Origin of the sequence: Streptosporangium sp. NPDC023825, from assembly GCF_040639575.1 — a bacterium.
Taxonomy (GTDB): Bacteria; Actinomycetota; Actinomycetes; order Streptosporangiales; family Streptosporangiaceae; genus Streptosporangium.
On sequence record NZ_JBFAAE010000018.1, the window covers coordinates 12,582 to 37,607 of the forward strand.

General features: G+C 70.2%; 25 protein-coding genes. 3 read left to right on the top strand and 22 right to left on the bottom strand.

What is annotated here, in order from left to right; genetic code table 11:
- Positions 1–219 precede the first annotated feature (219 nt).
- From pyrH to AB0G15_RS17960, 4 genes are all read right to left on the bottom strand, one after another.
- Positions 220–915 carry a UMP kinase gene (gene pyrH, locus AB0G15_RS17945; protein ID WP_329091288.1) on the bottom strand — a complete coding sequence of 232 codons (696 nt, stop codon included), beginning with the start codon at positions 913–915 and terminating at the stop codon, positions 220–222.
- Between the two features lie 122 nt (positions 916–1,037).
- Positions 1,038–1,871 (bottom strand): translation elongation factor Ts, encoded by an 834-nt coding sequence (tsf, locus tag AB0G15_RS17950; protein WP_362840677.1) that lies wholly within the window; start codon positions 1,869–1,871, stop codon positions 1,038–1,040.
- A gap of 109 nt (positions 1,872–1,980) precedes the next feature.
- A complete protein-coding gene (gene rpsB, locus AB0G15_RS17955; RefSeq protein WP_362680439.1) occupies positions 1,981–2,916 on the bottom strand; it encodes a 30S ribosomal protein S2 in 936 nt (311 codons plus the stop codon).
- Between the two features lie 227 nt (positions 2,917–3,143).
- Positions 3,144–3,752 (bottom strand): helix-turn-helix domain-containing protein, encoded by a 609-nt coding sequence (locus tag AB0G15_RS17960; RefSeq protein WP_362840680.1) that lies wholly within the window; start codon positions 3,750–3,752, stop codon positions 3,144–3,146.
- Positions 3,753–3,870: 118 nt separating this feature from the next.
- Here AB0G15_RS17960 and AB0G15_RS17965 point away from each other — a divergent pair, with 118 nt between their 5' ends.
- A complete protein-coding gene (locus AB0G15_RS17965; protein WP_362840683.1) occupies positions 3,871–5,214 on the top strand; it encodes an MFS transporter in 1,344 nt (447 codons plus the stop codon).
- A 349-nt stretch (positions 5,215–5,563) separates the two neighbouring features.
- On the opposite strand, the gene AB0G15_RS17970 is transcribed toward AB0G15_RS17965, so the two are convergent.
- Positions 5,564–6,916 (bottom strand): CoA transferase, encoded by a 1,353-nt coding sequence (locus tag AB0G15_RS17970; RefSeq protein ID WP_362840686.1) that lies wholly within the window; start codon positions 6,914–6,916, stop codon positions 5,564–5,566.
- Between the two features lie 362 nt (positions 6,917–7,278).
- Between AB0G15_RS17970 and AB0G15_RS17975 the strand changes: the two genes are divergently transcribed.
- Positions 7,279–7,995 carry a M23 family metallopeptidase gene (locus tag AB0G15_RS17975; protein ID WP_362840689.1) on the top strand — a complete coding sequence of 239 codons (717 nt, stop codon included), beginning with the start codon at positions 7,279–7,281 and terminating at the stop codon, positions 7,993–7,995.
- A 160-nt stretch (positions 7,996–8,155) separates the two neighbouring features.
- Here AB0G15_RS17975 and dprA read toward each other — a convergent pair whose 3' ends face one another.
- The 12 genes from dprA to rpsP all read right to left on the bottom strand — a co-directional run bounded on the left by dprA (position 8,156) and on the right by rpsP (position 17,258).
- Positions 8,156–9,382: a DNA-processing protein DprA gene (gene dprA / locus AB0G15_RS17980; RefSeq protein ID WP_362840692.1), complete on the bottom strand. Its 1,227-nt coding sequence runs from the start codon at positions 9,380–9,382 to the stop codon at positions 8,156–8,158.
- A complete protein-coding gene (locus AB0G15_RS17985) occupies positions 9,379–11,085 on the bottom strand; it encodes a YifB family Mg chelatase-like AAA ATPase (RefSeq protein WP_362840695.1) in 1,707 nt (568 codons plus the stop codon). Before AB0G15_RS17985 ends, dprA begins: the two co-directional genes overlap by 4 nt.
- Before the next feature lie 86 nt (positions 11,086–11,171).
- Entirely contained in the window at positions 11,172–11,525 is a 354-nt protein-coding gene (locus AB0G15_RS17990; protein WP_362840697.1) for a YraN family protein, read from the bottom strand.
- A 245-nt stretch (positions 11,526–11,770) separates the two neighbouring features.
- Positions 11,771–12,094: a DUF2469 domain-containing protein gene (locus AB0G15_RS17995; protein ID WP_030511723.1), complete on the bottom strand. Its 324-nt coding sequence runs from the start codon at positions 12,092–12,094 to the stop codon at positions 11,771–11,773.
- Positions 12,095–12,133: 39 nt separating this feature from the next.
- Positions 12,134–12,820, bottom strand: a complete 687-nt coding sequence (locus AB0G15_RS18000; protein ID WP_362840700.1) for a ribonuclease HII — start codon at positions 12,818–12,820, stop codon at positions 12,134–12,136.
- A 64-nt stretch (positions 12,821–12,884) separates the two neighbouring features.
- Entirely contained in the window at positions 12,885–13,481 is a 597-nt protein-coding gene (gene lepB / locus AB0G15_RS18005) for a signal peptidase I (protein ID WP_362840702.1), read from the bottom strand.
- Between the two features lie 9 nt (positions 13,482–13,490).
- Positions 13,491–14,357 carry a signal peptidase I gene (lepB, locus tag AB0G15_RS18010; RefSeq protein WP_362840705.1) on the bottom strand — a complete coding sequence of 289 codons (867 nt, stop codon included), beginning with the start codon at positions 14,355–14,357 and terminating at the stop codon, positions 13,491–13,493.
- Positions 14,358–14,513: 156 nt separating this feature from the next.
- Positions 14,514–14,867 carry a 50S ribosomal protein L19 gene (gene rplS / locus AB0G15_RS18015; RefSeq protein WP_362680339.1) on the bottom strand — a complete coding sequence of 118 codons (354 nt, stop codon included), beginning with the start codon at positions 14,865–14,867 and terminating at the stop codon, positions 14,514–14,516.
- 199 nt (positions 14,868–15,066) lie between these two features.
- Positions 15,067–15,876 (bottom strand): tRNA (guanosine(37)-N1)-methyltransferase TrmD, encoded by an 810-nt coding sequence (trmD, locus tag AB0G15_RS18020; RefSeq protein ID WP_362840708.1) that lies wholly within the window; start codon positions 15,874–15,876, stop codon positions 15,067–15,069.
- Between the two features lies 1 nt (position 15,877).
- The gene (gene rimM / locus AB0G15_RS18025; protein WP_362840711.1) at positions 15,878–16,402 is read right to left on the bottom strand and encodes a ribosome maturation factor RimM; all 525 of its coding nucleotides are present in this window, start codon (positions 16,400–16,402) and stop codon (positions 15,878–15,880) included.
- A gap of 93 nt (positions 16,403–16,495) precedes the next feature.
- Positions 16,496–16,738 carry an RNA-binding protein gene (locus AB0G15_RS18030; RefSeq protein ID WP_362680331.1) on the bottom strand — a complete coding sequence of 81 codons (243 nt, stop codon included), beginning with the start codon at positions 16,736–16,738 and terminating at the stop codon, positions 16,496–16,498.
- Between the two features lies 1 nt (position 16,739).
- Positions 16,740–17,258 carry a 30S ribosomal protein S16 gene (gene rpsP, locus AB0G15_RS18035; protein WP_362840714.1) on the bottom strand — a complete coding sequence of 173 codons (519 nt, stop codon included), beginning with the start codon at positions 17,256–17,258 and terminating at the stop codon, positions 16,740–16,742.
- 258 nt (positions 17,259–17,516) lie between these two features.
- On the opposite strand from rpsP, the gene AB0G15_RS18040 reads away from it, so the two are divergent.
- Positions 17,517–17,987 carry a hypothetical protein gene (locus tag AB0G15_RS18040; RefSeq protein WP_362840717.1) on the top strand — a complete coding sequence of 157 codons (471 nt, stop codon included), beginning with the start codon at positions 17,517–17,519 and terminating at the stop codon, positions 17,985–17,987.
- Between the two features lie 250 nt (positions 17,988–18,237).
- On the opposite strand, the gene ffh is transcribed toward AB0G15_RS18040, so the two are convergent.
- The 5 genes from ffh to AB0G15_RS18065 form a co-directional block, all read right to left on the bottom strand.
- A complete protein-coding gene (gene ffh, locus AB0G15_RS18045) occupies positions 18,238–19,797 on the bottom strand; it encodes a signal recognition particle protein (protein ID WP_362680322.1) in 1,560 nt (519 codons plus the stop codon).
- An 85-nt stretch (positions 19,798–19,882) separates the two neighbouring features.
- Positions 19,883–20,443, bottom strand: a complete 561-nt coding sequence (locus tag AB0G15_RS18050) for an ATP/GTP-binding protein (RefSeq protein ID WP_031158879.1) — start codon at positions 20,441–20,443, stop codon at positions 19,883–19,885.
- Between the two features lie 13 nt (positions 20,444–20,456).
- Positions 20,457–20,855 carry a DUF742 domain-containing protein gene (locus tag AB0G15_RS18055; RefSeq protein WP_362680633.1) on the bottom strand — a complete coding sequence of 133 codons (399 nt, stop codon included), beginning with the start codon at positions 20,853–20,855 and terminating at the stop codon, positions 20,457–20,459.
- 84 nt (positions 20,856–20,939) lie between these two features.
- Complete coding sequence (locus AB0G15_RS18060) at positions 20,940–21,353, bottom strand: roadblock/LC7 domain-containing protein (protein ID WP_326646986.1); 414 nt, start codon at positions 21,351–21,353, stop codon at positions 20,940–20,942.
- A gap of 43 nt (positions 21,354–21,396) precedes the next feature.
- Positions 21,397–24,570 (bottom strand): nitrate- and nitrite sensing domain-containing protein, encoded by a 3,174-nt coding sequence (locus AB0G15_RS18065; RefSeq protein ID WP_362840720.1) that lies wholly within the window; start codon positions 24,568–24,570, stop codon positions 21,397–21,399.
- Positions 24,571–25,026 lie beyond the last annotated feature (456 nt).

The following is a 25,026-nucleotide window of genomic DNA, read 5'->3' on the forward strand; positions in this document are numbered from 1 at the left end:
GCTCCCTGTCCTGTGGTCGCTCACCGCTCCTCACGCGCTTCGCGGGACGCTCCTACCTCGCGTACCACTCCGCTCGCTACGTCGGGCTCGCTCCCTGTCCTGTGGTCGCTCACCGCTCCTCACGCGCTTCGCGGGACGCTCCTACCTCGCGTACCACTCCGCTCGCTACGTCGGGCTCGCTCCCGTTGCCGTACCGGCCCCGTCGCCGTTCCGGCTTCGTCACCGTGCCGGGCTCACCAGCGTGCCGATCTTCTCACCGCGCACCGCCCGCAGGATGTTGCCCTCGCCCATGAGGTCGAAGACCACGATGGGCAGGCTGTTGTCCATGCACAGGCTGATGGCGGTGGCGTCCATGACTCCGAGGCCCCGGGTCAGCACCTCACCATATTCGAGATGGTCGAACCGGACGGCGTCGGGGTTCTTGCGGGGGTCGGCGTCGTAGACACCGTCCACCTGGGTGCCCTTGAGCAGCGCCTCGGCGCCGATCTCCAGCGCTCGCTGCGCGGCGCAGGTGTCGGTGGAGAAGAACGGCGAGCCGAGCCCCGCCCCGAAGATGACCACGCGCCCCTTCTCCAGGTGGCGGATGGCACGGCGGGGCAGGAACGGCTCGGCGACCTGCTGCATGGTGATCGCCGTCTGGACCCGGGTGTCGATGCCCCGCTTCTCCAGGAAGTCCTGGAGGGCGAGGCAGTTGATGACCGTGCCGAGCATGCCCATGTAGTCGGCCCTCGCGCGGTCCATGCCGCGCTCGGACAGGGCGGCGCCGCGGAACATGTTTCCGCCGCCCACCACGACCGAGACCTGGACGCCACCGCGGACGGCCTCGGCGATCGAGTCGGCGAGGTGGCCCACGACACCTGGGTCGATGCCCAGCGGCTCGCCGCCGGCGAACGCCTCACCGGACAGCTTCAACATCACCCGCTTCCAGCGAAGCGGGTCCGAGTACGAAGAAACCGCCGGCGTAGCGGGTCCTGGGTTCTCCTGCACGGCGGCGGCCTCCTCGTTTGGTGCTCTGCTTGAAGAGCGGATGTCAGGGATTAGGCCTGGCCGACCTTGAAGCGGACGAAGGCCTGGACCTTGACACCATTCTCGTCCGCGAACTTCGCGACCGACTTCTTGTTGTCCTTGACGAAGGACTGCTCAAGGAGGGTGAAGTCCTTGTACCAGCCGTTGATCCGGCCATCAACGATCTTGCCGATGGCGGCCTCGGGCTTGCCCTCCTCGCGGGTCATCTCCTCGAAGAGCGCGCGCTCCTTCTCGACGACGTCGGCCGGGACCTCGGCGGGGCTGAGGTACTTCGGGGCCATCGCGGCGGCGTGCTGCGCGATGTCCTTGGCGACGTCGGCGTTCGGGGAGTCGAGCTGCACGAGCACGCCGACCGCCGGGGGAAGCTGGGGGTCGGTCTTGTGCATGTAGGCGCCGATGAAGCCGCCCTCGAGCACCGCGAACCTGCGGATCTCGATCTTCTCACCGAGCGCGGCGTTGGCCTCGTCCAGGTGCGTCTTGACGCTCTTGCCGGCGAGCTCGGAGTCGAGCAGCGAGGGCACGTCGGACGGCTTGGTGGCCAGGATGTGGTCGACCACCTGGCCCGCGAGCTCCTGGAAACGCTCGCCCTTGGCGACGAAGTCGGTCTCGCAGTTGAGCTCCAGCAGCGCGGCGGCGGACTCGCCCTCCTGCTTCAGGGCGACCAGGCCGTTGGAGGCGGTACGGGCCTCACGCTTGCCGACGTCCTTGGCGCCCTTGAGGCGGAGGATCTCGACCGCGCGGTCGAAGTCACCCTCGGAGGACTCGAGAGCCTTCTTGCAGTCCATCATGCCGGCGGCGGTCAGCTCACGAAGCCGCTTGACGTCGGCCATGTTCACGGAAGCCATTGTCTTTTCCTCGTGGGAATCGTCGTGGATCGGGTGGGTGCCCCCGACTGAGCGGCACCCACCCGGAAGGGTCTTGCGGGTCGCACGGCCGGGGCCGTACGAAAGTGACCTAGGCCTGCTTCTCGGTCTTCTCGGCGGACTCGTCCTCGGCGGCGGGAGCGTCCGTCGCCTCGGCGGGGGCCTCGGCGGTCTCGGTCTCCGTGACCTCGGCCTCGGCGGGGGCCTCGGCGGTCTCGGCCTCGGCGGCCGGAGCGCTGTCGGCGCTGCCCGCGAGCAGCTCCTGCTCCCACTCGGCCAGCGGCTCGGCGCCACCGGCGACGGCCGGCTTGTCGTCGCCGCGGTTGGCGCCGGCGCGGGCCATGAGACCGGCGGCGACGGCGTCGGCGACGACGCGGGTCAGCAGGCCGACGGCGCGGATGGCGTCGTCGTTACCCGGGATCGGGTAGTCGACCTCGTCGGGGTCGCAGTTGGTGTCGAGGATGGCCACCACCGGGATGTGAAGCTTGCGGGCCTCGCTGATCCCGATGTGCTCCTTCTTGGTGTCGACGACCCACACGGCGCTGGGGATCCGGGACATGTCGCGGATACCGCCGAGGGTGCGCTCGAGCTTCTCCTTCTCGCGGCGGCGCATGAGGAGCTCCTTCTTCGTGAGCCCCGAGGCGGCCACGTTGTCGAAGTCGAGCTCCTCCAGCTCCTTCAGGCGCTGGAGCCTCTTGTGCACGGTGGAGAAGTTGGTGAGCATGCCACCCAGCCAGCGCTGGTTGACGTACGGCATGCCGACGCGGGCGGCCTGCTCGGCGATGGCCTCCTGGGCCTGCTTCTTCGTGCCGATGAACATGATCGTGCCGCCGTGCGCGACGGTCTCCTTGACGAAGTCGTAGGCCCTGTCGATGAAGGCCAGCGACTTCTGAAGGTCGATGATGTAGATGCCGTTGCGCTCGGTGAAGATGAAGCGCTTCATCTTCGGGTTCCAGCGACGGGTCTGGTGGCCGAAGTGCACGCCGCTTTCCAGCAGCTGTCGCATGGTGACGACGGGGGTGGACATTGATTGTCCTCCAGATCGGGGCGCCCATCTCTGGGCGCTGTTCTCGGTTGGACGCGACAGCCTGCGGCTGTCGCCCTGATGCCCCGAACAGGATCCAGCCGGGCTCTCGCCCGGACCGAGGGACCCCGGTTCTTGACGGGGCATGCGAAGTCGGCCCATGACTCACAGGCCTCCAAAAGTGTACCCGCAACCGCGCCTCTTCCCGACCTTCGGGCGTCAGGTGATCCTTACCCGTCGCGTGGAAGGCCGTGCGGCCGGCGCTGGGCGCGGGGGAAGAGGCTGACCTGCGCCTCGGAGATCCGGGCACCGGGCGGGGCGTCCTCCCTGCCCCTGACGGCGGTCTTGTAGGGGGCGAGCAGTTCGTCGATCCGCTCGCTCAGCACCCTCAGCTCCTCGGCGTCGACCAGCAGGACGGCGCGGCTGAACAGCGCGGCCTCGCGCCACTCGCGTGACTCCCGCTCGAGGTTCTCCATCGCCCTGTTCACCTCGTCCGCAGCCTGCTCCAGCAACGCCTTGATCAGGAACTCCTTGGCGCCGCGCACGTCCGGGCCGTCGTCCGGATCGGGACTGACGCTGAGGCCCACGGCGCTGGAGCGCCAGAGCCGCTCCCTGCCGTCACCGCGCGCGGGCGCGTCCTCGACGAAGCCGTACTTGGCGAGCATGCGCAGGTGGTAGCTGGCCGCGCTGGGCGTGACCCCGACGACCTCGGCGGCCTCGGTCGCGGTGCAGGGCCCCTCGGCCTGGAGCCGGTTCAGGATCGCGAGCCGCGCGGGGTGCGCCAGCGCGCGCATCGCCGTGGGATCGGTGAGGGACTTCCGCCTCGGTGCCTCGGTCATGTGCAGACCGTACCCACTCCATGTGTGAAGCGTTGCCTTCATAACTATGAAGGGTTATCTTCACAGTTATGAAGCATTCCCTTCAAAGTTTTCTGAAGCCGACAGGAGACGGATCCCCATGACCTCCGCGACTTCCGGGTCCTCCGCGACCGGGCCGGTGCCCCTCAGGAAGCAGCGCGACTACCGTTTCCTGCTCTCCGCCCGTGCCGTCACCGAGACCGGCACCGAGGTCTCCCGGCTGGCGGTGCCGCTGACCGCCGCCGTCCTGCTCGGCGCCTCCCCGACCCAGATGGGCATGCTCACCGCCGCGACCTCGCTGCCCTATCTGCTGATCGGGCTCCAGGCGGGTGCCCTCGCCGACAGGCTGAGGCGGCACCGGCCGGTCATGGTCGCCTGCGACACGGTCTCGGCCCTCGCCATGGTCACGATCCCGGCCGCCTGGATCACCGGGCTGCTCAGCGTGCCGTGGCTGATCGCGGTGGCGTTCGTCGTCGGCACCTGCTCGGTGATCTTCCGCGCGGTCAACTTCCCGCACCTGGTCACGGTGATCCACGAGAACCAGCGGACCGAGGCGCTCGCGGGCTTCCAGTCGGCCTTCGCCGTGGCGACCGTCGCGGGACCGGGTCTGGCCGGGCTGCTCGTCCACCTGATCACGGCACCGTTCGCGATCCTGGTCGACGCGGTGTCTTTCCTGGCCTCGGCGTTCCTGATCAGGTCGATCAAGGCGCCGGAGAACCACACGCCCGCTCCTCCGCGCGGCATGTGGACCGAGATCCGCGAGGGGCTGGGCACTGTGGCCGGGCACCCGGTGCTCCGCGCGCTCTGCGCCGCCGGGGTCACGATCAATTTCTTCGGCAGCGTGTACATGGCGCTGTTCGTGATCTACGCGCTCACCGTCGTCGGCCTGCCCGCGGGGCTGGTCGGCGCGATCACCGCCTTCTTCGGCGTCGGCGGCCTGCTCGGCGCGGCCCTCGTCCCGCGCCTGACCCGGCGGTTCGGCGAGAACCGGATACTGGCCTGTTCCGTGCTGCTCTTCCCCGTCGACTTCGTGGTCGCCGCGCTCGCCTCGGGGCCGGTGTGGCGCAGCTTCCTGTCCCTGGCCGCCAGCGCGGCGATCTCCGGCACGGCCGTCGTGGCCTTCTCCGTCTGCATGGGCGCCATCACCCTGCGCGAGACCCCCGCCGAGCTGCGCGGCCGGGTCAGCGCCACGCAGTCGTTCATGATCCAGGGTGTCGTCACCCTCGGTGGTCTCGCGGGCGGCCTGGCCGGCGAGCTGCTCGGGTTGCGCCCGGTGTTCTGGATCTCCGCGGCCGGAGTCCTGACCACGATCGCGTGGATCTGGCTCTCTCCCCTGCGCCACTCCCCATCCCCGCCACTCCCCATCCCCGCCACCCCGAACCCGATGACTCCGCCCGGCCCCGACGCCCCCGCCCCTGATGATGACCTCACCCGAACCCGATGACCTCGCGACGAGCGGCTCCTGCCCGTACGGACACGTCGGCCACGGGTGGGCTCACGCCGCGGGTACGTCCGCGGCCAGGCTGTTCGCGGGGGTCTCCCGCGAGAGGGCGTTCGCGGGAGACCGTTCGGGAGAGACCGTTCGCGGGAGACCGTTCGGGACGTTCGGGAAAGGGCGCTCGGGAGAGGACCGCCGGGAGATGGTCACCGGAAGAAGGCAGTCAAGAAAGGGTCGCCGGGAGAGGGCACCCGGGAAGGGGCGCTCGGGAGAGGGCGGCCGGGAGCGAGCGGTCAAGAGAGGGACCGGGATCCGGGATCGGGAGAGGCCCTTCGGGAACGGCCGTGGAAGGGATTCACCACCAGGCGGGCGGGTGCTCGCCCCGCCGCGGGGGCGGGCTCGACCAGTACGGTGACACGCCGTCGACGGTGCCGGGCGGCCTGAGGTAGGTCAGGCGGCCGAAGGCGCTGTCCATCTCCTCGATCATGCCGGTGACGTCAGGCTCCGGCGTGGCCGCTCCGCCGACCCGGCCGAGACCGTCCAGCCACCGCGCGGTCCCGGCCAGGGAGAGCTCCACTCTCCAGGATCCCCCCTCGGTGGATCGGCGGAGCAGGGCGGCCATGGCTCCGAAGGCGGCCAGATGGCCGGTGGCGTGGTCGAGGACCTGGGCGGGCAGCGGGCGGGGCCGCGACCCGTCGCCGCCCTCATGGGCGATACCGGACACCATCTGCACCAGGCTGTCGAACCCACGCCTGCCCGCCCACGGCCCCCGCTCGCCGTACGCCGAGACATCGACGCACACGATTCCCGGCCTGATCCCGGCCAGCTCCCGGGGACCGAACCCCAGCGCTTCGAGGGCGCCCGGCCGGTAGGACTGCACGAGCACATCGACCTGCGCCACCAGGTCGCGCAGCGCGGCACTCCCGGCCGGAGTCCTCAGATCGAGGTGGCAGGACCGCTTGCCGAACGCGGTGCCGATCACCGGCCCCGGAACCTCGGGAAGGTGCCGGGATCCCACCCTGAGCACCTGGGCCCCGTGGGCGGCCAGCGTGCGGGTCGCCACCGGCCCGGCGATCACCCTGGTCAGGTCGAGTACCCGTACCCCGTCGAGCACCCGCCCTCCCTCGCCTCTCGGAGCACCGGTCCTCGGAGCACCGGACTCGCCGATCCGGGTCAGATGAACGAGCGGCGACGCGGCGACCGCCCGCGACTGAGGGTGCTCACGCCATCCGGCGCGGTCGCGCATGGCCGCCGCGCATCCTCCCGCGGCCGTCACCGCCTCCTCGACCTCGATGGCGGTACGCCCCGCGCAGGCGCGTTCGACGGCGTCCCCGCCCGTACCGGCGGGCAGTCCCAGCGCCGTGAGGACCGCGTCACGGTGGTGGTCGAAATTGCAGTGCAGCCGCACCCAGCCGTCGGCGGTGCGGTAGTCACCGGAGAGGGGAGCCCAGAGATCCACGGCGATTCCGTCGATCCTGAAGTGGCGCTCGTCCAGGAAGGCGATCGCCGCCTCCCGCACGTCCACCGCGGCCCGGCTCCCGCTTCCTTTGATCGCCGCGGCCGCCGCGGTGGCGGCCCCGACGGCGACGGCGGCCGCGGTGCCCACCCGGAAGACGGAGGGCAGCACCGGATCGTCCCCGCTCACCCTGACCGGCGGCAGCTCGACGCCCGCCTCGGCCGCCAGCCCGCGGATAAGCTCTTCGACCACGCGATCCTCACTCGTACACGACGTTCCGGGCTCTCCCCGCTCGTCCGACGTTCCCAAACTCACCCTCGCTCATACGGCGTTCCCAAGCTCGCCCTCGCTCGCCCGACGTTTCCCGGCTCGCCCTCGCTCGCCCGATGTTTCCCGGCTCGCCCCGCTCATACGACGTTTCCCGGCTCTCCCTGCCCAGCCGGTCTTTCCGGGCCAGCCCATCCCACACGACATGCCAGGACTCTCATCGCTCGCATGACGCTCTGGGACCCTCTTCGTCCCCGTCCCCGTCCTCAGCCACATCCTCGATCACCTATCCACAGAATCCCGTTCGGCCCATACCCGGTCCATCGCGGGACTTCATGCTCACGGGCATGAAGTCCGTCCACACCGTGGGGCTGCGAGCCCTGTTGTGCTCACTGATCCTGGCCACACCGGCGGCGGGCACCCGTCACGCGGCCGCCCTCGCCCACCCCACCGGCGTGACCGGCCGCGCGTACGGCGTGACGGTTTCCACGACCACCCCCGCGTCCGCCCGCACGGGTGCGCGCGGCCCGGCGATGACGGCGCGTCCGGCCGGGGCACCCGCCCCCTCCTTTCACAGGGAACCGCCCCACGGGGAACGACCCCCCAGGGAACCGCTCCACGGGGAACGACCCCACTGGGAATGGCCGCTCGCCGGACGGCCGCGGGTGCTCAGGGGCTTCGCACCACCGGCGCAGCCGTGGCTGGCCGGTCACCGGGGCACCGACCTCTCCGCGTCCCCCGGAGCCGAGGTGCGGGCCGCGGGAGCGGGAACAGTCGGCTACGCCGGGCCGCTCGCGGACCGGGGCGTGGTGACCGTGCTCCACCCCGGTGGCCTGCGGACGACCTACCTTCCCGTCCAGCCCTCGGTGCGGCGCGGGCAGGCGGTGGCCACCGGCGAGGTGATCGGCACCCTCCAGGACGTCCCTGGGCACTGTCCCGTCGCCTGCCTGCACTGGGGCCTGCTCCGCGACCGTGCCTACCTCGACCCTCTGCTCCTCCTCGGTCATGGCCAGGTCCGCCTTCTTCCCCTGTGGCCCGCTCCGGCCTCGCGGCCCGCTTCGTAGGCTGCTCTGGACCCCTGGTCCGAGTCTTCGGCTCGGGCCGTCTCGAATCTTCGGCTCGGGCCGTCTCGAATCTTCGGCCGGGCTGTTTCGAATCTTCGGCCTGGGCCGTCTCGACTCCTTGAGATCGACCGACGACCGTCCCTCGCGGCCCGAGAACGGGCTATCCGCCTGGAGGGCGGTCGGGGCGGAGGCGCCAGCCCCGGGAGACACGTTCGACGTAGCCCGCGGCCGCCAGGCCGCCGAGGCAGGCGAGCACGGTCTCCAGGTCGACCCCCGCGGCGACGGCTATCGTCGCGGGGCCCACGCCGATCCGGGTGGGCATGGCCTCGACGACCTTCCGGGTCTCCGGATCGAGCCGGTCGCGAGGAAGCATCGGACCGCGCGGCTCGGGGGCCAGGTCGGTGCCCATCGTCCCGGCGAGTTCGATCACCTCCTCGGGACCGGTGACGCAGATGGCTCTGCCCTGGCGGATCAGCCGATGGCACCCCGCCGAGAACTCCGAGGTCACCGGGCCCGGCATCGCGGCCAGGTGGCGGTTGAGCGCGATCGCGTGCCCGGCTGTGTTGAGCGCTCCGCTCCGCACGGCCGCCTCGACGACCACGGTGCCCCTGGACAAAGCCGCGATGACACGGTTTCTGATCAGGAACCTCGGCCGGGTCGGGTGCGCGCCCATGGGGCACTCACTGACCAGCACCCCCCGCTCCCGGATGGCGGCGAACAACTGCTGGTGCGCGCTGGGATAGGCGACATCGGCGCCACAGGCCAGCACGGCGACGGTCGGCCCCTCGCAGGCGAGGGCGCCCCGGTGAGCGGCGCCGTCGATGCCGTAAGCGCCACCGGAGACGATACCCCACCCCCTCTCGCTCAGCCCTGCCCCGAGCTCCGCCGCCACGTGCGTGCCGTACGGCGTGGCGGCTCGGGAACCGACGACCGCGACGGATCTGAGACAGGAGAACCGCAGGTCGGCGTCGCCGTGGAGCCAGAGAGCATGGGGTCGGGAGTCTCCCAGGTCGTCCAGCTGGGTCGGCCATTCCGGATCGCCGGGAACCACCAGCCTCGCCCCTATCCGCTCGCCCTCGGCCAGGTCACGCACGGGGTCGGCCGTCTTCGACCGGGCCGCCCAGGAGGTGACCATCCGGTCCAGCCTGGCCGCGAGCCGCCCGTCCCTCGCGGCCTCCGAACCGTTGTCCGCTCCAGCCCGGCCGGGATTTCCGGCCGGGCGGCCGTGCGTTTCGGCGAACCATCGGGTGAGATCCGCGTCCGCGGAACCCCTCCGGGCCAGGGCGACGGCGGCCTCGGGACCGCGCAGGGCGACGAGAGCCCCCATCACGGTGTCGCCCGGCTCGGCCAGGCGCATCAGGGTGAGCCGTGCGAGCCTGTCGCTCATCGTTCCTCCCCCAGCCACAGCCCCAGCGCGGAGTTGGTCTCGTGGAGCTCCGGCCGGTCCTTGCCCGCGAGGTCGGCCAGCGTCCAGGCCACCTTGATGATCCGGTCGAGGCCCCGGGCGCTCAACCGGCCGCTGTCGAGATGCCCGAGCAGCGGCGACATCGCCGCGGGCGGCGGCCGGTATTCGGTGTGGAGGGCTCGGGCGGGCACCTCCGCGTTGCACCGCCACGGCGTGTTCGCGAACCTTTTGGCGGCCCGCTCACGCGCGAGCAGCACCCGCTCGGCCACCACCCCGCTCGACTCGATGAACCGGCGGTCGGCGAGGAGCTCGCGCCGGGTCGAACGGAACAGGCCGACCTTGACGTCCACCCGGTCGAGCAGCGGGCCGGAGAGCCTCGCGAGATAGCGGCGGCGGGCCGCGGGAGCGCACGTGCACGGGTCCTCCGGGGTGGAGGGCCGCGCGCAGGGGCATCTGTTGGCCGCCAGCACCAGCATGAACCTGGCGGGGAAGGTCACCGACGCCAACGCCCTGGAGATCGTCACCCGCCCCGATTCGAGCGGCTGCCTGAGCGCGTCGAGGACGGTCGTCGAGAACTCGGGCGCCTCGTCCAGGAAGAGCACTCCCCGGTGGGCCAGTGAGACCGCCCCCGGACGGATCATCCCGCTGCCCCCGCCGATGACGGACGCGACGGTCGCGGTGTGGTGGGGCGCCACGAACGGCGGGCGGACCAGCAGGGGGCGGTCCCTGGGCAGCACACCGGCGACCGAGTGGATGGCGGTCACCTCCAGGGCCTGGTCCCTCTCCAGGGCGGGGAGCAGGGTCGGCAGCCGCTCGGCGAGCATGGTCTTCCCGGTGCCGGGGGGACCGAGCATCCAGAGGTTGTGTCCTCCCGCGGCGCAGATCTCCAGCGCGCGACGGGCGAGCGGCTGTCCCGCGACGTCTCCCAGATCGGGAGCGTCGTCCGGGCCGTCCCCGGCATCGTGAGCGCCTCCGGGGCCGGCCTCCCCGGGAAATCCCGGTGGAAGGGGGCACGCGCCCCCCATGCCGCGATCGCCGGCACCGGCACCCGGCTCTCCCCCACCGGCTTCCTCGCCCCCTCCTAAACCACCTCCTCCTAAACCGGGCCCTCCGGAACCGGCCCCTCCAGGACCGGGCCCTCCGGAACCCGGCGGAAGGCCTTCCGCCGGGTCGTCGCTCCGCAACCAGCGCACCAGGGCGCCCAGCGTGGTCGCGGGCACCACGCTCACCCCCGGCACGAGACCGGCCTCGGCGGCGTTACGGGCGGGGACGACGACGGTGTGGGCACCGGCGGCGACGGCCGCCAGGACGGCGGGGAGCACGCCCCGCACCGGCCTCACCGAGCCGTCCAGGCCCAGCTCTCCCAGGAAGATCGGCTCGGCGACCCTGGCGGCGGGCACGAACCCGGCCGCCGCGAGCAGGGCCATGGCGATCGCGACGTCGAACAGGCTGCCGCGCTTGGGCAGGCTGGCGGGAAACAGGCTGACCGTGATCCGGGCGTCGGGCCAGGCGTAGCGGCTGTTGACCAGGGCGGAACGGACCCGGTCCCGGGCCTCGCTCAGCGCGGTGTCGAGCATGCCGATGAGGTGAAGGCCCGCCACGCCGCTGCCTACATCGGCCTCGACCTCGACGAGACGGCCGGTCACCCCGACCAGGGCGACGCAGCGCGTGCGTGCGACGGCCACTCACCCCACCCCCCGCGGAGAGCGAACGATCCACGACAGGCCGGGAGACGTCGGCACACCGGGGAACCTCGACACACCGGGAAACATCAGCACACCCCCCGCTCGTGGCGGATGGCGAAATCCCCGGCGAACCGCTCCAGGGCGACGACGTCGACGCGGATCGCGTCGAATCGGTCCGGGCGCTCGGCGAGCCAGGTGGCCGCGAGCCTGCGCAGACGAGCGATCTTCGCGTTGGTGACCGCTTCGAAGGCGGTGCCGTGACTGCGCCCCGAACGGGTTTTCACCTCCACCGCGACGAGCGTGCGCCTCTCCCGGGCGACGATGTCGATCTCCCCGTCGGGGCACCGCCAGTTGCGATCCAGGATCTGCAGGTCGTGTGCCAGCAGATAATCGACGGCGATCTGCTCACCGTGCTTGCCGAGCTCATCTTTCGCGGCCATGGAACCACCTCCGGTTCCAGACCTTCGCTCAGCTCACCGCACCGCCAAGAAGCCGAACGCGATTCTGTGGAAATCCGGCCGGGCACGGGGCGTGGCTGTGGACAACCTCTCGCGGCCACTCAGCCGCATCACGAGGCCCCGGAGCGCTCGGCCCCGCCCAATGGGCCCTCCGGCCCCCCAGCCTCTCGGGAACGCCTTCGAAGCCGCTCCGCGAAGCCTCCGGGACAAGGGCCCGGAAAAGCCGCTCAGGAGGAGAAGCCCTCCTTGGGCATCTCCAGATCGGGCTTGGCGAGCTCCTCGACGTTCACATCCTTGAAGGTCACCACGCGGACGTTCTTGACGAACCTCGCCGGGCGGTACATGTCCCAGACCCAGGCGTCCTGCATCTTCACGTCGAAGAACACGTCACCGTTCTCAGCGGTGCGCACGTCGAGATCGACGGAATTGGTGAGATAGAAGCGCCGCTCGGTCTCCACGACATAGGTGAAAAGGCCGACAACGTCGCGGTACTCACGGTAAAGCTGCAGCTCCATCTCGGTTTCGTACTTTTCGAGATCCTCTGCGCTCATACCGGTCCTCCTGTTAAACGCCCACCCCGGCCCGCCCGATCAGACGGCGCCGGCCCCCACTTCATTCTCACCCATCACCTCGCCCGCTCCTGACCGCGCCACCGTCGAGAACGAAAAGCGGTGATCCGGACACGGACCGTAGGTTCTGAGAGCCCTGCGATGGTCGGCGGTGCCATACCCCTTGTGCACGGCGAATCCGTACCGGGGATGGCGTTCGTGCAGCGCCACCATCATCTCGTCCCGCGTCACCTTGGCCACGATCGAGGCCGCTGCGATGCAGGCCGCGACCTGATCTCCCTTCCACACGCCCAGCGACGGCGCGGGCAGGCCTGGAACGGGGAACCCGTCGGTCAGAACGTAGCCGGGGTGACAGGGTAACCGCGCCACAGCCCTGCGCATTCCTCCGATGTTGGATCTGTGCAGGCCCCGGGCGTCGATCTCACCCGGCGGGATCACCACCACGCTCACCGCCTCCGCGGTCACCGTGATCCGCTCGAACAGCGACTCGCGCCGGGAGGCCGTCAGCAGCTTGGAGTCGCCCAGACCGTCGATCGGGCCGCCCAGCACCACGGCGGCGATCACCAGCGGCCCGGCGCAGGCGCCCCGGCCCGCCTCGTCGACTCCCGCCACGGGACCGAGCCCGCGCCGGCTGAGAGCCCGCTCGTAGCCGTACAGTCCCGAATCCCGCCGGACCACGCTGGGTCTGGGGCGAAACGCAACCGTCATGGCACCACGGGTGACAGAGCGACCATGACCAGAGAGTACGCCCCCTCCGGTGCATTCGGTACCGCTATCTCACCTTCAGGAAGCTCTCCGGCCTCGAAAGCACCGCCGCCCTGGAGAACGGCCAGTAGATCGCGACGGCACGGCCGATGACGTCGCTCTCCGGGATCGACCCCTCTCCCAGCCTCTCCTCGTGGGCACGCGAGTCGGCGGAGGCGGTGCGGTGATCGCCCATGACCCACAGCCGCCCCTTGGGAACGACCTTCTCGAACGGCTCCCCCGAGGGGAAGTCGCCGGAGAAGAGGTAGGAGCTCTCTTCGAGCGGCACCCCGTTGACCGTGATCCGCTTCTTGGCGTCACAGCACTTCACCGTGTCACCGCCGACCGCGATCACCCGCTTGATGGTGTGCTCGTCGTTCCAGCCCTCGAAGACCACGATGTCACCGCGCTCGGAGTCGCCGTGCAGCTTGTTGACGACCACCCGGTCGCCTTCGACGAGGGTCCGCTCCATCGACTCCGACGGGATGTAGAACGACTGGAAGACGAACACCTGCAACAGCAGCGCCGCCACCACCCCGCACACCAGCAGGAACAGCGACTCGCGCAGGCCACCGCCCTTGCCGCGCTTGTCTTTCTTCTTCTCAGCCTCGGGTTCAACGGTCATGAGATGGGGTTACCGCCTTGAGAGCCAGCGACGACGCCACAGCACCAGCGGCACGGCGCCCGCGAAACCCGCGAGGAGCGGGGTGGCCCCTCCCAGGGCCGCGGCGGCCTTGAGGGCCGGCTGGCCGAAGGTGTCGGGAATGGGAAGGGTCGTGGCCCTGGAGAACGGCCACACGATCACGAAGGCCCGGCCGATCACCTTGTCCACCGGGATCGTCCCGCCACCGGGATCGCCCAGGTGGGAGCGGGAGTCGAGGGAGACCAGCCGGTGGTCGCCCATCACCCACAGGCGCCCCTCACCGACCTTGGCCTCGAAGAACTTATCGGACGGCACGTCGCCGGGGTAGAGATACTCCTCGTCGAGGGGGACCCCGTTGACCGTCACCCGGCCCTGGGCGTCGCAGCACTTCACGGTGTCGCCGGGGACACCGATGACCCGCTTGATGTAGTCCTTCTCGCCGGGGACCACGCCGAAGGCGGTGCCGACCCAGCGGAAGAATCCCGCGACCGGGTTGGGCGGCTCCTCGAGGTCGATCTCGGGGTCCCAGGAGTCGACCCCGGAGAAGACCACCACGTCGCCGCGCTCGATGTCGCGGACGCGGTAGACGAGCTTGTTGACCAGGACCCGGTCGTTCGTGAGGAGGGTGTTCTCCATCGACTCCGACGGGATGTAGAAGGCCTGGATCACGAAGGTCTTGATTATGAGGGCGAGCACCAACGCCACGACGACCAGGACAGGCAGCTCCTTCCAGAAGGAGCCCTTCTTCTTGTCCTTGCCGTCCCCGGCGCTCTTCTGAGTGTCTTCGGCGACCACGTCCACCTCGTCCTCGACAGGTCGACGCGAGACTGCGCCGTACTCCCGGTCTTCGCTAGTCATCGCTGACGAGCCTAGATGATGGGCGGTACCAAGTGCTCGAGTGACGGGGTACCGCATAGCCATGCGTATTGCCATAGGAGGTCAAACCTCCTTACATGCGACTGGCCCGCTCCCCGATGACGGGGGCACGGGCCAGGTCGGCGGACGCTGACGCGCCTAGCGGGCTTCGCGCTTCTCGCGGATGCGAGCGGCCTTGCCGCGCAGGTCACGCATGTAGTAGAGCTTGGCGCGGCGCACGTCGCCACGGGTCACGAGAGTGATCTTCTCGATGACCGGGCTGTGCACCGGGAAGGTCCGCTCGACACCGACGCTGTAGCTGACCTTGCGGACGGTGAAGGTCTCGCGGGAGCCGCCGCCCTGGCGACGCAGGACGAAACCCTTGAAGACCTGGACACGGGACCGGCTGCCCTCGATGACCCTGACGTGGACCTCAAGCGTGTCACCGGGCCGGAAGTCCGGGACGTCGGTGCGGAGCGCGGACTTCTCGAGCTCGCTGATCAGCGTGTGCATGGCAGTGGTACCTCATTAACGAGCGCACACGGAGGTCCATCCGGCCGCGACGGGGCGGCGTCGCGATGGACACGCGTGCTGGAGTGGACTATGTCTCGGAGCTAGCTGGCCGGCCGGCCGCGATGAGACCGGTCTGGGGACCGGATGGGCAGTCGGCGGCAACGCTTCAGTCTGCCATATTTTCCCGACCGACCGGAAATCAACCGGTCAGGACGGCCGGGCCCGCGGGATCCGCCGGCCCCGCCCGGGGGAGGTCCAGCTCCGCCAGGGTTCGCCTGTCGTGCTTGTCCAGGCTCTCCGGGTCGAGCGCGGCCAGCAGCTCGGGCCGGTTCCTCGCGGTACGGCGCAGCGCCTGGTCCCGCCGCCACCGGGCGACCTTCCCGTGGTGCCCGGAGAGCAGGATCTCCGGCACCTCGTGCCCCCGCCACTCGGGCGGCTTGGTGTAGACGGGACCCTCGAGGAGGTTCTCCATCGCGCCCGGCGCGAAGGAGTCGTCCACGGCCGAGTTGACGTTGCCGAGCACGCCCGGCAGCAGCCGCCCGACGGCCTCGATCATCACCAGCACCGCCACCTCGCCCCCGGCGAGCACGTAGTCACCGACGCTGACCTCGTCCACGCGCATGCGGGCGCCGTACTCGGCCATCACCCGGGAGTCGATGCCCTCGTAGCGGGCCGGGGTGAACAGCAGCCACGGCTCGGCGGCGTACTCCATCGCCAGCCTCTGGGTGAAGGGCACGCCGCTGGGGGTCGGCACGATCATCCTCGGCGGTCCGGCAGGGCCCGAGGCGAGGACCGCGTCGATGGCCTCCCCCCAGGGGCCCGGCTTCATGACCATGCCGGGACCGCCCCCGTAGGGGGTGTCGTCCACGGTGCGGTGCACGTCGTGGGCGTGGTCGCGGAGCTGGTGGAGGTGGACGTCGAGGATGCCGCGCTCGCGGGCCTTGCCGATGAGGGAGACGTCGAGGGGGGCGAAGTACTCGGGGAAGATGGAGATGACGTCGACGCGCATGTCAGACGATCTCGTCCGGGTCGAGCAGCCCTGCGGGGCCGTCCACGACGAGGACGCCCTTGACGAGATCGACCTCGGGGACCAGCGCCTTGACGAACGGCACGTAGACCTCGCCGCCCCCGGCCTTGCCGCGCCGTACGACGAGCAGGTCCTGGCCGTGGTGGAGCACGTCGGACACCTCCCCCACCGCCTCCCCGTCGGGTTTGACCACGGTGAGGCCGATGAGCTGGTGGTCGTAGAACTCGTCGGGGTCGTCGGAGGGCGGGATGTCGTCCGAGTCGATGACGAGCATGGTGCCGCGGAGATCCTCGGCCTGGTCACGGCCGGTCACGCCCTCGAACCTGACCAGCAGGATCCCGGAGTGCCAGCGGCGGGACTCGACGACCAGCGGGCCGGCCGACGCGGGGTCGGTGGCCAGGGCCGTGCCCGGGGCGAAGCGCCGGTCCGGCTCGTCGGTACGCACCTCCACGGACACGTCCCCGCGGAGCCCGTGCGGGCGGCCGATCCGGCCTACGACGAGCTGCACGCCCGCCTCCTCACGTAGTGGTGTCTAGGGAAAGCAGACGGGCCACCCACGCTGGGCGGGTGGCCCGTTCGCTCGATGGACGCGTCTCGCCGGCTAGCGGGCCTCGTTCAGGTCGAGAAGATCGACCCGGATGTACTTGCCGTCGCCGAGGGCGTTCACGACCGTGCGAAGCGCCTTGGCCGTACGGCCGCCGCGGCCGATGACCTTACCGAGGTCCTCGGGGTGGACCCGGACCTCAAGCACACGCCCGCTGCGGATGCGGCGGGCGTGAACCTGGACGTCGTCAGGATGCTCGACGATGCCCTTCACCAGGTGCTCGAGGGCCTCCTCGAGCACCTCAGGCCTCGCCTTCCGGCTTCTCCTCGGCGGCCGCGGTGGGCTCAGCCGGGGTCTCGGCGGCGGCCTCTTCGGCCTTGGGGGCCTCTTCAGCCTTGGGGGCCTCTTCGGCCTTGGCCTCTTCAGCCTTGGGAGCCGCCTTGCGGGTCGACTTCTTCGGCGTGGTGGCGGCCTCCAGGGAGAGCGCCTCCTTGGCCGCGGCCTCGTAGACGGCGTGGCGGTCGGCCTTGGGCTCGGCGACCAGGAGCGGAGCCGGAGCCGGCTCGCCCTTGAACTTCTGCCAGTCGCCGGTGAGCTTGAGGAGCTTGAGCACGGGCTCGGTCGGCTGCGCGCCGACACCCAGCCAGTAGGCCGCCCTGTCGGAGTCGACCTCGATGCGCGAGGGGTTCTCCTTCGGGTGGTACAGGCCGATCTCCTCGATCGCCCGGCCGTCACGCTTGGTGCGGCTGTCGGCGATGACGATGCGGTACTGCGGGTTGCGGATCATGCCGAGCCGCTTGAGCTTGATCTTGACTGCCACTGGTGTGGTCTCTCCTGCATTAGGGCGTGGGTGAGCGGCGTCTCATCGAGTGGGGCACGAGGAGAGGACCGTTCGAGGGACAGGCGTGGCACGCGGGAGTGAGAGGGCAACCACGTGTCACGATGTTCCAACATGTCATTGTGCCAGACGTGCGGGGGTGCCCGGCCAACCCGAGGCCATCCGGTACGGCGGCCGGAAGGCAAATCTCGGTAATCCCCGTGTGTCCGGAGCCCGTGGCGGGCCGGCCTGGTGCGCTAAATGGCCGCCGTGGCAACCACCCTCAGATCTCTGCTGCTGACCGCGACCGGATCCGTCACCGTGCTGGGCGCGGTCCTGGCCATCAGGGCGACGACCCCGGCGGGCCAGGCCGACGTGTCCCCGGCGCCCATCTCCTCCCCCGCCGGAACCCTTGACAGGACCCTCGACGGAGCCCTCGGGCGCCCCGGGGCAACCACCGGGACCACCGGGGCCTCGGGAGTCTTCGGTGTCCTCGGAACCGGCCGCGTGACCGACCTCATGACCGGCGGGGACCGCGTCCCCGGGCACTCTCAGGCCCCGTGGGGAGCACCCGAATCGCCCGGGGCCCCCGCGCGGTGGGGAGATCCCGCCGCGCCGGAGGCCGTGCCCGAGGTCGCGCCGGAGGCCGTGCCCGAGGCACCGCTTCCGCGGGGAACCGTGGTCCTGCCGGGAACACCCGTCTCACCGGTGGTCCCGCTTCCGCCGTACTAGGACCGGCCGGGCGGCCGGCCGCGAGAACCGCGGCTTTCGTGGCGGCCGCCCGGTCAACCGTGATCCAGGCCCCTGCGGGCGGCTGGACACGGCCGGACGCCGCGTCGATCGGATCGCGTCGATCGGATCGAGGAACGGCGCGGGCACTACTTGGGGCGCACCCCGAGGAGTTCGAGCACGGCGACGAGGATGAAACCCGCGACGATGATCACCCAGATCCACCTGGCTCGTGAGTGGAAGCCGTCATCGCTCATTTCTGTCCCGGGAGCTTGAACTTCGAGGGGTCGAAGCCCGGCGGCAGCTCCAGGCCCGGCGGCAGCTGCTGCCGGGAGCCCAGCTTGCCGAGGAGGCCGCTCCCCGCGGGGGTCGCGGGCTCGTCGGTCTTGTCGGGGACGGCCTTGCCGAGCGCCGCCTTGCGCGGGTCACCGCTGACCCTGCGCCCCTTGGCCGCCTTCTTCTGCGCGGCCTTGCCGCCCTTGCGACCGCCCGGCATACCGGGGATGCCCATGCCGCCGGCCATCCGCTTCATCATCTTCTGGGCGTCGAAGAAACGGGTGACCAGCCCGCTCACCTCGGTCACCGTCACGCCGGAACCCCTGGCGATACGGGCCCGGCGGGAGCCGTCGATCATCTTCGGGTTGTGGCGCTCGGCGGGGGTCATCGAGCGGATGATGGCGGCGATGCGGTCGAGATCGCGGTCGTCGACCTGGTTGAGCTGCTCGCGCATCTGCCCCATGCCGGGCATCATCCCGAGCAGGTTCTTGATGGGGCCCATCTTCTGGACCATCATCATCTGCTCGAGGAAGTCCTCCAGGGTGAAGCCCTCGCCCGAGGTGAGCTTGCTCGCCATCTTGGCGGCCTCGGCCTCGTCGAAGGTCTTCTGGGCCTGCTCGATCAGGGTGAGGATGTCACCCATGTCGAGGATGCGGGACGCCATCCGGTCGGGGTGGAAGGCGTCGAAGTCCTCGAGCTTCTCACCGGTCGACGCGAACATGATCGGCCTGCCGGTGATGTGGCGGACCGAGAGGGCGGCGCCACCGCGGGCGTCGCCGTCGAGCTTGGTCAGCACGACGCCGTCGAAACCCACGCCCTCCATGAAGGCCTGGGCCGTGGAGACGGCGTCCTGGCCGATCATGGCGTCGACGACGAACAGGACCTCGTCGGGCGAGACCGCGTCGCGGATGTCGGCCGCCTGCCTCATCAGCTCCTGGTCGATGCCGAGGCGGCCCGCGGTGTCGATGATGACGATGTCGTGCTGCTGCCGCTTGGCGTGGTCGATCGACTGGCGGGCCACGGCGACCGGGTCGCCGACGCCGTTGCCCGGCTCGGGCGCGTAGACCGCGACGCCCGCGCGCTCGGCCACGACCGAGAGCTGCTGGACGGCGTTGGGTCGCTGGAGGTCGGCGGCGACCAGCAGCGGCGTGTGGTTCTGCTCGCGCAGCCAGCGGGCCAGCTTGCCGGCCAGGGTCGTCTTGCCCGCGCCCTGCAGACCCGCGAGCATGATGACGGTCGGCGGGTTCTTCGCGTAGCGAAGCCGCCGGGTCTCCCCGCCGAGGATCTCGATGAGCTCGTCATTGACGATCTTCACGACCTGCTGGGCCGGGTTCAGCGCCTGGGAGACCTCGACGCCGCGGGCGCGTTCCTTGACCTGGGCGACGAACGCCTTGACCACGGGCAGCGCGACGTCGGCCTCGAGCAGCGCGATGCGGATCTCGCGGCAGGTCGCGTCGATGTCGGCTTCGGACAGCCGACCCTTGGATCGAAGGGAGGAGAAGACCGATGTCAGCCGGTCGGAAAGCGTCTCGAACACGTGATTGGCCAGCCTCTGCGCTACAGGTCTGCGACTCGACCTCCCAGCCTATCCGCTGGGAGGTGCGACTGACGCCCTCCAGCGGTCAGCGACCCCAGCCGGGGACGGCCATCCGCATGGTGAGCGCGTGCTCCACGAGCGTGATGAGTGTGGCCTTCACCGCGTCGCGCGAGCGGGCGTCGGTCCGGGAGATGGGGATGTGCGGCGCCAGTGTCAGCGCCTCGCGCACCTCCTCCTCACCGTGGAGATAGGTGCCGTCCCAGCCGTTGACCGCGACGACGAAGGGGAGCTTGGCCTCCTCGAAGTAGTCGATCGCCGGGAAGCTGTCGGCCAGCCGCCGGGTGTCGACGAGCACGATCGCGCCGATCGCGCCGCGGACCAGGTCGTCCCACATGAACCAGAACCGGTGCTGACCCGGCGTACCGAACAGGTACAGGATCAGGTCACGGTCCAGCGAGACCCGGCCGAAGTCCATCGCGACCGTGGTCGTGGTCTTGTTCGGTGTGAGGCCGAGATCGTCGATCCCGGCGCTGGCGTCGGTCATCACCGCCTCCGTGGTCAGCGGCAGAATCTCCGACACCGCCCCCACGAAGGTGGTCTTGCCAACACCGAATCCCCCGGCGACGACGATTTTCGTCGATGTCAGGCCGCCGCCGCGGCTAGAGCCTGCGAAGTCCACTGAGCACCCTTTCCAGCAGGTTGAGATCCGGCTTGCCCGCGTCCAGCTGCGGCTGGTGGATCTGCACCAGGGCCTCGGCGGCCATGTCGGCCACCAGGATCCTGGTCACGCCGAGCGGGATGCGGAGCATCGCGGAGATCTCAGCAACCGAACGCACTTGCCGGCACAGGGCGCTGATCGCCTGATACTCCGGGGTGCGGGTGGATAAATCATGATGTATGGAGGTCGCCGAGGAGACCAGGGCCTCCAGAGCGAGTTGGGTCCGGGGGGCGGTGCGCCCCCCGGTCACGGCATACGGACGGACGAGGGAGCTCTGCTCCGACGGCGCCGGGTGCATGAGATGGGAAGGACCGCCCTGATGCCGGTGGGGGTCGTCCATTGATTGATAGGGATACCCGCCGTGCGGGTCGCCCTCACCGGTCCAGCCGCGGCCTGCCACGACAGCCTCCTAGCGTCATCGCCGTCACCGTGAGTGGGAAGACTGCAGTTCGGCGCGGACTGCCGGGGTCAGCACCTGACCTGCCCGCTCGACGAGCATCGTCATCTGGTAGGCCACCAGCCCCATGTCACAGTCGGCGGCGGCCAGCACCGCCAGACAGGAACCGTCACTGATGGACATGATGAGGAGCAGCCCTCGCTGCATCTCCACCACGGTCTGGGTGACCGCACCGCCCTCGAAAACCCGCGAGGCACCCTGGGTCAGGCTGATCAGGCCGGCCGCGACCGCGGCCAGCTGGTCCGCCCTGTCCCTGGGAAATCCGTCCGAGTACGCCAACGGCAGACCGTCGGCTGACACGACGACCGTGTGCGCCACACCTGGGACGTTGTTCACAAAGTCGGTGATCAGCCAATTGACCCCCCGGGCGGCCTGGCTCATTTCGCGCACGTGTCATCCTCCTTGGCGACCATGATGAGCTCGCTCACCGGTCCTCCTTGTTTCCTTCAACATCCCGGCCGAAGTCGGGATACGGCCGCCCGTCTCCGGCGCCGCCCCTGGCGGCCGCGCGACCCTGCCGTACTCCCTGCTGGAAGCTCGCCAGCCTGCTGCGCACCGCCTCGGGGGAGACCGTCGGCCGGTGCACGGGAGTCTGGGGGGCCGCGCTCAGGTCGGGCGCGGCCGTACCGGGTACCAGGTTCGCCTTGGGCACCCGCTTGGGCAGCCCCGAACCGGTGAGCCCGCCGAGCGAGGGCTCGCTGGCGGCCTTGGCGGCCTGCCAGCCCACGTCGGCGGGCGACGACCAGCCGCCCGGTGCGGGGGTGGCCGGTTGTGAGAGCTGGACGGTCTCCTGAACGGCCTGGGCCTGAACCTGGGGGGTCTCTTCGACCCGCTCCTGGACGGCCGGGGCCGGCTCGACCTTCTTGAACCAGTCGGACTCGACGGCCGCGAAGATCGGCAGGAACTCCTCCTTCGCCTCTTCCATGGGCGAGGCGTCGGGGATCACCGGCAGCGGGCCGGTGTTGTCCGCCGGGTCGAGGACGCGCCGCCCGAACGGCCCGGGGTCGCCGGTGGACGGCCAGCCTCCGGAGTCGCCGCGCGAGGAGGTGGACCAGACGTCGGAGCCGGTGTCCCTGCTCTGCTGACCGCCGGGCCAGACGGGGGCGTCGCTGCGCGGGGCCGTGTTCGGGCCCGTGGACCACGTCCCCGCGTCGCCGCGGGGCCCGCCCTGTCCCTGCCGCCACCCCGAGGGGTCGGGCTGGGAGGCGTTCGGCCAGCCGTGGCCGGGGTCGGTGCCGGGCTGCGGCACCTGTCCCGGCCAGGGGGTGTCGACGGGTGCCTGCCCGAACTGGCCGCCGCCTCCGAAGGGGGACTGCGAGGCCTCGAAGGAGTTGAACTGCTGCCCCATGTCGAAGGAGGCGAACGAGTTCTGGTGGGCGGCCTCGAACGAGGCGAAGGACGGTATCGGGGGGGCGGTGGGGCTGGCCAGCACGGGCGGGCGGTCCATGGAGGCCATGGATCCGGCCCAGTCGCCGCTCTGCATGCTGGGGGAGGTCCCGCCCGGGCGGTTGGTGACGGCGAGCAGGTTCTCCGGGAGCAGGACCATCGCGGTCAGGCCGCCGCTGTCCTGCTGCCTGAGCTGGACGCGGATGCCGTGCCGCAGGGCGAGGCGGCCGACCACGAACAGGCCCATCCGGCGGGAGACGGAGACGTCCACCACCGGCGGGTTGGCCAGCCGCCAGTTGGCCTGGGAGAGCTCCTCGGCGGTCATGCCGATGCCGATGTCGGTCACCGAGACCATCACTCCGCCGCCGTCGATGCGGTTGCTGGAGACGATGACCTTGGTCTCGCGGGGGGAGAAGGAGATCGCGTTCTCCACGAGCTCCGCGACCAGGTGGACGACGTCGTTGACGGAGGTGCCCACCACGGACACGCCGGCGGACAGCTGCAGGTCGACCCGTTCGTAGTTCTCGACCTCCGACAGCGAGGCGCGGACCACGTCGATGAGCGGGACCGGCTGGCTCCACCGGCGAGCGGGCTCCTGACCCGCGAGGACCAGGAGGTTCTCGGAGTTGCGGCGCATGCGGGTGGCCAGGTGGTCGAGCCGGAAGAGGCTGCCGAGCCGGCCCTCGTCCTGCTCGCCCTGCTCCAGGCTCTCGATGAGGGAGAGCTGGCGTTCGACCAGGGTCTGGCTGCGCCGGGAGAGGTTGACGAACATCGAGTTGACGTTGCTCCGCAGCGTGGCCTCCTGGCCCGCCAGCCGCACGGCCTCACGGTGGACCTCGTCGAAGGCCCGGGCCACCTCACCGATCTCGTCGTCGGAGGCGACACCGATCGGGGTGATGTCGGCGGCCGAGACCTCGCCGCTCTCGCGCATCGTCTGGACGGTCTCGGGGAGACGCTGGCCGGCGATGGACAGCGCCTCGGTACGGAGCTTGCGCAGCGGCCTGACCAGCGACCTCGCCATGACGGCGGTGACGATCAGGACGAGGAGCAGCAGCAGTCCGCTCAGGCCGGCGGCGATCAGCGCGCCGCGCTGCTCGGACGCCTGCAGGTCCGAGCTCTGCGTGATGAGGGTCCTGGCGACCTGTTTCTCCACCACGCGCATGCGCTCGATGATGTGGGTGGAGGAGTCGAACCAGGAGGGCAGGTCGTTGAGCCCGCTCTTGGAGACGTCGACGTTCACCAGCGGCCGGCCGTTGAGGGCCAGGAAGATGGCACGGGCGCGCGTCGCCGCCGCGCGGTCCTTCTTCTGGCTGCTGACCGTGTCGTCGTAGAGCTGGCGCTGCTGGATCGACGCCTCGGAGCGGAAGGTGGCGAGCTCGCTGTCGAACTGCGCCCGGGCGGCCAGCATGGCGCTGAGGCCCTCGGCGCTGAACTCCCTGACGACGAGGGCGGCGGTGAGGTTCGCCCGCTCCCTGGACGCCTGCTCCTTGGCCTTGGTCAGCGCGGCGAACGCGGCCGCGCTGCCGGTGAGGTCCTGGTCGGAGACACCCTGGATGATCTCGTCGTGCAGGGCCAGCAGGTCGGCGATGGTACGGGAGTACATGGCGATCGTGGGCTGGGCCGGCACCTGGGTGGCCGTGCCCGCGGCCAGTTCGCGCAAGCTCTTGAGCTCGTCGATGCGGCGGCGGATCTGGGTGAGCTCGGTCTGGCCCCGGGCACCGAGGGACTCCAGGAGGCCGCTGTCGGCCATGGCCCTGTTGACGAGGGGGCTCACCTCCCCGACGACCCGGTCGACGGACTCGTACTGCTTGCGCACGCTCGCCCTGCTGCTGACCTGCCTGCCTCCCGCCACGTGCCGGGCCGACAGGTCACGTTCGAGCTGCAGCTCGTTGACCAGGTCACTGAGGCCGGCGGTGAGTTCGGCGGTGGCGCGCACGCGTTCGTACTCGGCGGCGCTGCTGATCGAGGTGGTGACCCGCAGGCCGCCCAGCACGATCGCGGCAACGGTGGGGATGACGATGAGCGCGATCAGCCGCGATCTCACTCGCCAGTTCTTGAGCGCGAGCCTGCTGCCGTTCTTCTCGGACTTCTCGGAGTCACGACCGTCGAGGTCCTGACCCGCGCCGCTCCGCGGCTGCCCCCCCTGGTTGTCGAATCCCAGGGCAGGTGCCAGCCCGGATTCGCGTTCGCTGGGGATTGACGCTGTCCTCACTGGCCTCCGCTGCCTCTCCTCGGATCGTCTGCTTGGAGGGGATCGCGTCACGCAATGATGTGCGAGTGACGCCGACGCATCCATGGGGTAGGGGTTATTGGAGCACAGCCGGATGAGTTCGGCCAACAGCACATAACTCGCATTCTTCACTTAACAGGCACACAGCATCCGCAACCGGGCGATGACTCTCCGTCCTGTAACCGCAAACTTCCACAAAGTTGCGAAACAGATTTATTGACTTCTTTCACGGCGCCCGCTAGATCCGCCCATCGGCGATTGATACGAGTGGGGCAAGCGGGAGCCCTGTGACCGTTTTGTGGCTTAGGGGCGGAAGAGGCAATATTTGTAATTTGACTGATCTCCTCCGCTACTCTGATCGGCGGTCGGCATACCCCCCTTGACCAACATGCCTCCCGGGACCCCCTCCATGTCGCCCGATGAGTCACCGCGAGTTCC